Annotated in this window: 4 protein-coding genes; 2 read left to right on the top strand and 2 right to left on the bottom strand. The window is 62.8% G+C overall.

The genetic code is table 11. The features are described from left to right. The coding region (locus RHBS_RS27680; protein WP_374700683.1) for a DUF6764 family protein at positions 1-222 on the top strand (222 nt) is incomplete at its 5' end. Positions 223-263: 41 nt separating this feature from the next. Here the strand turns inward: RHBS_RS27680 and RHBS_RS31965 are convergent. Next, positions 264-704 (bottom strand): SDR family oxidoreductase, encoded by a 441-nt coding sequence (locus tag RHBS_RS31965; RefSeq protein WP_306303579.1) that lies wholly within the window; start codon positions 702-704, stop codon positions 264-266. Next, positions 701-994 carry an SDR family NAD(P)-dependent oxidoreductase gene (locus RHBS_RS31960; protein WP_306303578.1) on the bottom strand — a complete coding sequence of 98 codons (294 nt, stop codon included), beginning with the start codon at positions 992-994 and terminating at the stop codon, positions 701-703. The genes RHBS_RS31965 and RHBS_RS31960 overlap by 4 nt, the downstream gene beginning before the upstream one ends. A gap of 75 nt (positions 995-1,069) precedes the next feature. Between RHBS_RS31960 and RHBS_RS27670 the strand changes: the two genes are divergently transcribed. After that, positions 1,070-1,405, top strand: coding sequence for a helix-turn-helix domain-containing protein (locus RHBS_RS27670; protein ID WP_128646927.1), 336 nt, complete (start codon positions 1,070-1,072; stop codon positions 1,403-1,405). Positions 1,406-1,510 lie beyond the last annotated feature (105 nt).

The raw sequence follows: 1,510 nt of genomic DNA, 5'->3' as shown, positions 1-1,510 counted from the left end.
TACGGCGTCGCCCTCGGAGCAAGCAAGAATGCAGGGACGGCCTACGCACTGGCACTCGGCGGCGGAATCGCTCACTCGTGGGCCGATGCCGGACAGACGACTCTCGCCGTCGCCGGGTGGGGATCCGGCGCTACCTCGGAGGCTCAGGGCGTCGATTGCGTCGGCCCCCTGTCACTGGCACTGAACCTCACGAGCGGCCAATTCTGCGTCCTCGGTAGCTGATTGCCCGGTTGCACAGCACCAATCCAGTCGAACGGAGCCGATTACCCCGACACGAACTCGTCGAGGTAATCGGCTCCACCTACATACACGGTATGACCGGACCTCTCGATCGGCGTGACCACTGCAGCCGCCACGGCCGCAGCGAACTCGGCAACGGTCGGGAGCGCACCGTGCGCGGCGCGGGCGGCCACCGCATCGGGGTTTCGTCGCTCCAGCAGAGTGACCACGATGGTGCCCTCGATCATGTCACCGGACACGACGACGAAGTCGATTCCCCGAGAATTCAATTCGGGAATCATGTCGCGCAGGGCATCCTCGCCTGCTCGCTTGCTCGCAGCAATGGGCTCGTACTCGACGGGTACGGGCTTCCTGCCGTAGAAATGCGCCTGATGACTGGTGAGAAAGACGATTCGTGAGCCTGGTTTCATGCGGTCGGCGGCCGCTCGAGCCATCGCCACCTGCGCGTCGCGATTGATGCTCATGCGTAGCCGGGATCTGCACCGAGCTCGAGCCCACCAGAAGCATTGAGAACCAGAACGTCGATTGCGCCGAATTCGGCTGCGACGGCGTTCAGCATCGCGTCGACTGCTTCGGGGTCGGTGACGTCGGCACCGACGGAGAGTGCGCGTCCTCCGCTTTCCTTGATCGAGCGCACAACAGCATCGGCTCTGCGCTTCTTCTCTCGGAAGTTCACCGCCACTGCAGCGCCTTCGGCACCCAGTTGCACCGCCGTTTCCGCTCCGATGCCCCGGGACGCACCCGTGATCAGCACAGATTTTCCTGACGCGCGATGCTCCATTGATACCTTCCGCTTCGATTTTCGAACTACTTCGATTTTCGAACCACTATGATCGAGCGCGATGGAAATGGCAAACGCACCTCGCCAATCGATGATGCTGTACTCGATCTCCTGGGACAGCGATGGAACATGCGCATTCTCTGGGAGCTGCGGAGCGGCCCGCTCGGCTTTCTCGAACTCAGGCGACGCACCGACGACATCTCTTCCAGCGTGCTCGCCACGCGACTGCGCACCCTCGTCGACGCGCGCGTACTGATCAAGGACTCCGACGGCTCCTATTGCCTGACAGAACTCGGCGATGAGTTGGGGCCGGCACTCGAACCACTCTGGCAATGGGCGCAACGGTGGAACGAGGGCACCGACCCGGCCGACCACCGCCCCTGACCAGACGCGTAGGCCCTCTCGAAGTACATTTCCGTTCTTGTCGGTGGCCCGGGTTACTCTCCACCTGGTTCGAACGCACGTTCTGAAATGTTGCTCACCGGGGGG

Source organism: Rhodococcus sp. BS-15, from assembly GCF_000813105.1.
Lineage (GTDB): Bacteria > Actinomycetota > Actinomycetes > Mycobacteriales > Mycobacteriaceae > Rhodococcoides.
Note: the sequence above shows the minus strand (reverse complement) of the source record. Positions and strands in the feature narration are given on the sequence as shown.

Coding starts and splice junctions, on each gene's coding strand:
- RHBS_RS31965 (WP_306303579.1), bottom strand. CDS start 704: ATGAGCATCAATCGCGACGCGCAGGTGGCGATGGCTCGAGCGGCCGCC.
- RHBS_RS27670 (WP_128646927.1), top strand. CDS start 1,070: ATGATCGAGCGCGATGGAAATGGCAAACGCACCTCGCCAATCGATGAT.